A 7702-nucleotide genomic window follows, 5' to 3' on the forward strand; every position below is an offset into this window, starting at 1 on the left:
CCCCGGAGACGGGGTGCCGCGGCCGGGTCAGAAGTTCTTCTTCGAGACCGTCCACGGGTACTTCGACGCGAGCCCGGACGGGTCCAGGACGTACGAGCGGGCCGCCTGGTTGCCGTTGAGCACCATGTCGAGGAACTGGACGACCGCGGTCATGCCGTCGGTCATCTGGTTGCCGGTGATGAAGCCGACGTGCCCGGCCTGGGGGTGCATGGCGAGCACGGCCGGAACGGTGACCAGGTCGTAGTTGGCCCGCGTGTTGTCGTAGGCGATGTCGGAGGGCCCGCCGGCCATGAACAGGGCCGGCGTGTGGAGCTTGGCGAGCTCGGCGCGGGAGTACCCGAAGGAGCCGTCGGCGAACAGGCCGCTGTCGAGCGACACCACGGCGTCCACCCGGCTGTCCTGCGCGGCGATCAGGCCCTCGATCCCGCCGCAGGAGTGACCGGCGGCGGCGACCTTCGTCAGGTCGAGCCGCTGGGACAGCGGTGCGCCGGAGCGGTTCTGCTCCCGCTCCGCCCACGTGATGGCGCCGGTCAGCAGGGAGGGGATCGGGGAGCCGCTCGGCACGCCGTTGGGCGAGCCGTCCGCCGAACCGGTGTCCACCACGACGACACCCTTCGACGCGATGAACGTCAACGCCCTGGTGACCTCGCTGTTGTTCGTGTGCGCGCAGGCGCCGTTGCCGAACACCAGCACCGGCATCCGCACTCCCACCGCCTGCGGGTTCGCCGGGCGGAACACGGTGTAGCGGTTGTCGCCGTAGGCGGCCTCCCGGGTGACCGGGAAGTTGTTGCCCACCAGGGAATCGCCGGTCGGCGGGGGTTCGGTCACCGAGCCGGTGCAGGCCACGCCGTTGAGCGTGAACGCCGACGGGACGGCCGAGGCGGCGCCCGAGGTGGCGTTGAAGCCGAAGGACGCCGTGCCCCCGGTGGCGATGGCACCGTTCCACGACGCGTTGGTCACCGACACCTGCGCCCCCGACTGGGCCGCGGAACCGTTCCACAGCTGCGTGATGCGCTCGTCGCCGGCGAACGTCCAGGCCACCTGCCAGCCGGTGACCGCACTGCCGAGGTTCGTGACCGTCACGGCCGCGCCGAACCCGCCCTGCCACTGCGACCCGATCGAGTAGTCGACACGGCATCCGGCGGCGGACGGCGCCGCTGCCGCCGTTGCGCCGGCCGCGGTCAACGCGGTGGTCATCGCCACCGCGGCCACCAACGCCACTTTGGGCCGGACACGGGGAACCGTCGTGAACACAGTCATCTCCTCGCTCGGGACCGGGACGAACTGATCTGGGAGCGCTCCCAGCCAACCTCCGGACTGTGTGCTGGTGGCGGTACGGCCGTCAAGAGATGTGTCTGCTAAAAATTCCGGTTTCACTCGATCAGTGCAGGCGTGTTTCGTGAAGTGCCGAGCAGGCACCGCGCCGGGCGTGGTTCACGAGACCTCCACTTCCTCTCCACGTCCGGCGCGGCACCCGTCCCTACGCTCCGAAGCCGGTGCCGGGGTGCAGGAGGACCAACGCCATGATCACGCTCCAGAACCTCTTCCGCGCCGAGGCGGTGCGGCACTCCGCCGAGCGGCACCTGGGCGAGCCGCGCCACCGGTTCCTGCGCGCCGTGCTCCGGCGGCGGCGCGCGGTGCCCGTGGTCCACCAGACCGAGGCGACCGACTGCGGCCTGGCCTGCCTGACCATGGTGCTGCGGTGGCACGGCAGCGAGGTCACGCTGCAGGGGCTGCGGGAGAGGTTCCCGATCTCGGTGCGCGGCACCACCGTCGCGGACCTGGTGGCGATGGGGTCCGCGCTGGACATGGCGCCGCGCGCCGTCAAAGCCGAGCTCGACCAGCTCCGGCAGCTCGCGGTGCCGTGCGTCCTGCACTGGGACATGAACCACTTCGTGGTCCTGCACTCCGCCGACCGCCGGTACGCGCACGTCGTCGATCCCGCGGCCGGACCGCGGCGGATACCGCTCGCGGAAGTGTCCCGGCACTTCACCGGGGTCGCACTGGAACTCGCGGCCCCGGCTTCCCGGCAGCCGCTGCCGGCGCAGACCAGGTTCGGGTTTCGCGCCCTGCTGTCGCCGCTGCGGGCCATCCGCGGGGTCGCGCTGGCCGTCTTCCTCGCCGCGTGCCTCGTCGAGGCAGCCGCGCTGGTGGCCCCGTTCTACCTGCAGACGGTCATCGACCGGGTGGTCCGGCTCGGGGACACGGGCGTGCTGCCGGTGCTCGCGGCCGGGTTCGGCGCGGTCGTCGTGGTGCACGGGACGCTCACCCTGGCGCGGTCGCTCCTGCTCAGCCGGCTGGGGCTGCGCTTCACCGAGCACTGGCTGGCGCGTGCCTACGCCACGCTGCTGACATTGCCGATGTCGTTCTTCCAGGCGCGGTACATCAGCGACGTCATCTCCCGGTTCCGCAGCGTCCGGGAGATCCAGACCAGGCTGTCGGTCGCGGCCATCGAGTCCATCGTGGACGGTGCGATGGGGTTGATCACCGTCGTCATCCTCTTCTTCTACGACGCGCGTCTCGCGCTGATCCCCGCCGGCGCGTTCGTGCTGTACGCCGTCGTCCGGCGCCAGGTCGCGCTCCGGCAGCTCGACGCCGAGACCGAACTGCTCCAGCACAACATCGGCCAGCAGGCGTACCTGCACGAGACCATCAAGGGCATCCAGGCCGTCAAGATGTTCGTGGCCGAGCCGTTCCGGCTGTCCGCGTGGTCGAACCACCTCGTCAAGTCCTCCAACCGCGAGGCGCGGGTGCAGCGCCTGGTCGCGCTCAGCACGTCCGCCAGGGTCCTGATCGGCGGTGGGGAGAACATCGCCTCGATCGGCTTCGGCGCCGCCATGGTGATCGGCGGGCAGTGGAGCCTCGGCATGCTGTTCTCGTTCTACGGCTTCAAGGTGCTGTTCCAGAGCCGGGCGTACGCGCTGGCCGACAAGCTGGCCGAGGTGGCGCTGCTGCGGCCGCACCTCGACCAGCTGGCGGACGTCATCTGCGCGAAGCCGGAGCCGGTCTCGGGCGACGCGCACGGCCGTGGCCGGATCGAGTCGCTGGAACTGCGCGACCTCGGCTTCCGCTACTCCCCGCTCGACCGCCCGGTGCTGGTGGCGTGCTCGTTCCGGGTCGGGCAGGGAGAAACGCTGGCGATCTCGGGCAGTTCCGGCGCCGGCAAGAGCACGCTCATCCGCGTGCTGGTCGGGCTCCTCACGCCCACCCACGGCCAGATCGTCGTCAACGGCGCGGAGCTGACCGACGAGGACCGGCGGTGGTACCGCGGCCGTCTCGGCGCGGTCATGCAGGACGACCAGCTGGTCGGCGGCACGATCAAGGAGAACATCTGCTTCGCGGACTCCGCGCCGGACCTCGGGCACATGCGGCGGTGCGCCGAGATCGCCTGCATCGCGGAGGACGTCGAGCGGATGCCGCTGGGGTTCGACACGCCGTGCGGTGACATGGGTTCCACGCTGTCCGGTGGCCAGCGCCAGCGGATCCTCCTGGCCAGGGCGCTCTACAAACGACCGGACGTCCTGGTGCTCGACGAGGCGACCAGCAACCTCGACCCCCTCAACGAGGGGCGGGTGTTCGAGAACCTGCGGGAGCTGCCCATGATCAAGATCCTGGTCGCGCACCGCCAGGAGACGCTGCGGATGGCCGAGCGCACCCTGCCGCTGCGGCGCGGGCGTCTCGGCACGACCGACCCCGCCGGCGAGGTGAGCGCCTGACCGGCGTCAGGGTTCCAGCCACCGGAGGGCGAGCGACTCGGCCGTGTCGGTCGGCCGGCGAGCCCGGCAGTACTGCCGGCGGTTCGACCGGATGAACGGGTGCGGATCCCTGCCCTCGGCGAGCATCGCGGCGACCCGGGCCTTGAACTCGGCGACGTCGGGGAACCGGACCTCCGTGCGCGGGTCGAACGGCGTGAACCAGGAATCGGCCACGTCCGCGGTCGTGTACAGGGCGTAGGTCATGGCGCAGATCCGGTACTCCCCCGTCCACAGCACGGGTTCCGCGCGCCCGAGGCGGACCGCCGTCACCCGGTGCAGCCCGTCCCGCACGAACTGGCGCCCGTCGGGGAACCGGTCGACGACGATCGGGGCGGGCCGGCCGGTGGGCGACCGCACGTCGCGGAAGTCGCCACCGTCACGCACGTGCGCCGTCATCGCCCGCCGTGCCGCGAGCGGCAGGCGGAAACCGGACTGCGTGGGCACCAGGTCGTCGAGTTCCAGCATCACCGCTCCACGCCGGATGACAGCTCGCGGACCAGGTGCGTGTCCAACTCCCCCGTGCCCGCGGGCAGGCGATCGGCAGGTCGCACGATCACGGCCGAGATCTCCGGTGACTCGAACGCGGCGGGCACCGCGGCGTGCTCCGCGCGGAACACCGCGCCACATTCCTCGCGCCGCCGCGGTGTGCGGGGCGAGGGCTGGAGGTCCAGGACCACCACCGCGGCGAGGCGCACGGCGGCGGCAGCGATCCCCGTCTCCTCCCGCAGCTCGCGGAGCGCGCACCCGGCCGGCGACTCACCCTCGTCCCGCAGTCCTCCCGGCAGCTCCCAGCAGCCGCGCCCGCGGTTGCGCACGAGCACCAGCCCGCCGGGGACCTCCAGCAGGACGAGCGCGAGCGTGATCCGGCCGAAGCGCTCGGCGTCCCGGTCGACGCGTTGCAGGTGCACGAGGCGATCTCCTCGTTCGCCGAAGGTCAGCACGTCACGGCCTGGCGGTGATCACGCGGCGCCGCAGGGACTCGCACCCGGCGAGGAGCGCCGGCAGGTTCTCGCGGAGCGCGTCGAGCACACCTCGGGGCCGCTGCCCGGTCAGGTCCTCGAAGTCGGTGCTCACGACCGCGTGCCGGCCCTCGGCCACCGCGAGCTCGATGTCGACCAGGGCGTCGGCCACGTGCTCCCACAGGCCGAGCCGGAGCAGGTTCCGCCGCAGCACGGCCGGTTCCGTCGGCACGGCGACGACCTCCCGGCCGCACAGCTCACCGGCGGCGGTCGCGATGGTCTGCCGGTCGATCGCCTCCCCGCCGGTGATGTCGAGGACCCGGCGCCCGCCGGAACGGGCCGAGAGCGCCGCCGCGGCGGCTCGCGCGCAGTCGTCCCGCAGGACGTAGCCGATCGGGGCGGCCGGCGCGATGGTGGTCAGCCTCCCGAACACGAGCGCCACGGGCAGGGTGTCGAAGAACTGGTCGGCGTAGAGGTTGTTGCGCAGCACCGTCCAGTCGAGCGCGCTCTCCTCGAGGCGGAGCTCGGTCTGCCAGTGGTCGTCGAACAGCGACGGCTCCGGCGTCGGCCCGGGCGCGCTGATCGACGTGTAGACCACGTGCGCGACGCCGCGGCGTTGCGCCGCCGCGATCACCGCCCGGTGCCGCGCGAGCCGGCGCCGGCGGGTCGGATCGGACCCGGTGCTGATGAGCAGCAGCCGGTCCACCCCGGTGAACGCGCGCTCCAGGGAGCCGGGCAGGTCGAAGTCGGCGTAGCGGACCTCGACGCCGTCGCGCAGGAGGCCGGCCGCACGCTCCGGTGAGCGCGTCGTGGCCACGACGTGGTCCGTCCCGGCGGCCCGCAGCAGCTCGACCACCTGGCGCCCGAGGTGCCCGTTCGCCCCTGCCACCAGCAACGTCCGCCCGCTCACACCGCCACCCGAGCGGCGTCGTCGACACGCTCCTCGCCGGGCAACGCCCGCAGGTCCGCGATCTCGCGCAACCACAGCGTCGAGACCGCGTCGCTCGGCATGCGCCAGTCGGCCCTGGGCGACAGCCCGACGGCCGTGACCTTCGGCCCGTCCGGCATCGCCGACCGCTTGAACTGGCTGCCGAAGAACGCGTAGTAGAAGATCCCCAGCCACCTGAGGATCTGCTCGGGTGCGTACCGGCCCTCGAACGCGCGCTCCGCGAGCCGGAACACCTTCCTCGGGGAGAATCCCGAGTGGACGGTGTGGAACACGAAGAAGTCCTGGAGCTCGTCGGGGCCGACGATCTCCTCGGTGTTCTGCGAGGAGCGTCCGTCCGCGGTGGGCGGCAACAGCTCCGCGGTGCTCGGGGTGGCGCAGATGTCACGCAGGACCGCCGCGGTCTTCTCGTCGAACAGGGTGTCCGCGCACCACTGCACCAGCTGCCGCACGAGCGTTTTCGGCACCCCGGCGTTGACGTGGTACATCGACATCTGGTCGCCGTTGAACGTGCAGTAGCCCAGCGCCAGCTCGGTGAGGTCTCCGGTGCCGAGGTTGAAACCGCCGTGCAGACCGGCGACGTCCATCAGGATCCGGGTCCGCTCCCGCGCCTGCGCGTTCTGGAACGTCGCGTCGTGGCGTCCGGCGTGCCCGATCGCGCCGAGGTGGTGCGCGGTCGACTCCCCGATCGGGATCACCTCGCACGTGACGCCCAGGAGGCCGGCCAGCGCCTCGGCGTTGCTCCGCGTCCGGCTCGTCGTGCCGGGGCCCGGCATCGTGACGGCGACGACGCCCCGCCGGTCGGCGCCCAGCCGGTCGAAGGACTTCACCGCGACCAGCAGTGCCAGGGTCGAGTCGAGGCCACCGGACAGGCCGATGCTCACCACCGGCCCGGATCGCCGCGCGGTCAGGTGCCGCAGCCGCGTGCACAGCGCCGTGGTCTGGATGCTGAAGGCCTCGAAGCAGTGCTCCGCCCGCTCCTCGGGGTCCTCCGGCACGAACGGCGTGCGTGACGGCACCGGTCTGAGCGCACCGGCGGCGGGACCGTCGGACTCCGGCCGCGGCAGGGAGAACTCGACCCTGCGCAGCGGCCCGCCGGTCGCGCAGGAGAACCCGGAGCTCCGCGCCCGCACCCCGCCGAGGTGCTGGAGGTCGACGTCGGTCACGAGCAGCTCGGTCTCGAAGCCGAACCGGCGCGACTCGGCCAGCGTGGCGCCGTTCTCGACGATCATCGAGTGGCCGCCGAACACGGTGTCGGTCGAGGACTCGCCCGGACCGGCCGCGGCGTAGACGTAGGCCGCCGCGCACCGCGCGGCCTGCTCGCGGACCAGGTCACGGCGGCGGCGGGACTTGCCGGCCAGCTCGTTGCTCGCCGAGAGGTTCGCGAGGACCGTCGCGCCGCCGAGCGCCAGCCGGCCGCTCGCCGGCTGCGGTGTCCACAGGTCTTCGCAGATCTCGACGCCGATCGTGCAGCCGGGCAGGTTGCGGGCCGCGAACATCAGGTCCTCGCCGAACGGCGCCCGGTCGCCCGCGATCTCCACCTCGTCCCGCGTCCGCAGCGCACCGGAGGTGAACCAGCGCTGCTCGTGGTACTCCCCCGCGGTGGGCAGGCAGACCTTGGGCACGACGCCGGCGAGGCGGCCGCCGGCCACGAGGGCGGCGCAGTTGTAGAGGCGTCCGCCCACCCGGACCGGGAGCCCGGCGATCGCCGCGACGCCCAGTCGCAGACTGGCCCGGAGCACCTCGCGCAGCCCCTGCTCCGCGGCGTCGAGCAGCACCTCCTGGTGGAACAGGTCGGCGCACGTGTAGCCGGTGAGCCCGAGCTCGGGGAACACGGCGAGCCGGCAGCCGCGAGCGGCGGCCCGCTCCAGCGCCTCGACTGTGGCGCGCGTGTTGTGGGCGACGTCGGCCACCCGCACCGGCGGCGACACCGCGGCCACGCGCAGGTAGCCGAGGCCGGTGAGTTCAGGTTCGTTGCGTCCCATGTGGTTCGGCTCCCCGTTCGGCACGAGTACGTCGGAAAGGGGAGGGCCGCCGCCTGC

Annotated in this window: 6 protein-coding genes; 1 reads left to right on the forward strand and 5 read right to left on the reverse strand. The window is 72.5% G+C overall.

Translation table 11 applies throughout. From position 1 onward, the window contains the following. Positions 1-27: 27 nt before the first annotated feature. Positions 28-1260, reverse strand: coding sequence for a cellulose binding domain-containing protein (locus ACFWGZ_RS37270; RefSeq protein WP_382456299.1), 1233 nt, complete (start codon positions 1258-1260; stop codon positions 28-30). Between the two features lie 263 nt (positions 1261-1523). On the opposite strand from ACFWGZ_RS37270, the gene ACFWGZ_RS37275 reads away from it, so the two are divergent. After that, positions 1524-3716 carry a peptidase domain-containing ABC transporter gene (locus ACFWGZ_RS37275; RefSeq protein ID WP_382456300.1) on the forward strand — a complete coding sequence of 731 codons (2193 nt, stop codon included), beginning with the start codon at positions 1524-1526 and terminating at the stop codon, positions 3714-3716. Between the two features lie 6 nt (positions 3717-3722). Here the strand turns inward: ACFWGZ_RS37275 and ACFWGZ_RS37280 are convergent, their stop codons facing one another. The 4 genes from ACFWGZ_RS37280 to ACFWGZ_RS37295 are packed head-to-tail and all read right to left on the reverse strand — an operon-like array spanning position 3723 to position 7645. After that, a complete protein-coding gene (locus ACFWGZ_RS37280; RefSeq protein WP_382456301.1) occupies positions 3723-4220 on the reverse strand; it encodes a hypothetical protein in 498 nt (165 codons plus the stop codon). Continuing rightward, positions 4220-4663 (reverse strand): NUDIX domain-containing protein, encoded by a 444-nt coding sequence (locus tag ACFWGZ_RS37285; protein WP_382456302.1) that lies wholly within the window; start codon positions 4661-4663, stop codon positions 4220-4222. Before ACFWGZ_RS37285 ends, ACFWGZ_RS37280 begins: the two co-directional genes overlap by 1 nt. 34 nt (positions 4664-4697) lie before the next feature. After that, positions 4698-5624 (reverse strand): NAD(P)H-binding protein, encoded by a 927-nt coding sequence (locus ACFWGZ_RS37290; protein WP_382456303.1) that lies wholly within the window; start codon positions 5622-5624, stop codon positions 4698-4700. Then, positions 5621-7645, reverse strand: a complete 2025-nt coding sequence (locus ACFWGZ_RS37295) for an NAD(+) synthase (protein WP_382456304.1) — start codon at positions 7643-7645, stop codon at positions 5621-5623. The genes ACFWGZ_RS37290 and ACFWGZ_RS37295 overlap by 4 nt, the downstream gene beginning before the upstream one ends. Positions 7646-7702: the final 57 nt, after the last annotated feature.

The organism is Lentzea sp. NPDC060358, from assembly GCF_042725365.1.
Classification (GTDB): Bacteria; Actinomycetota; Actinomycetes; order Mycobacteriales; family Pseudonocardiaceae; genus Lentzea.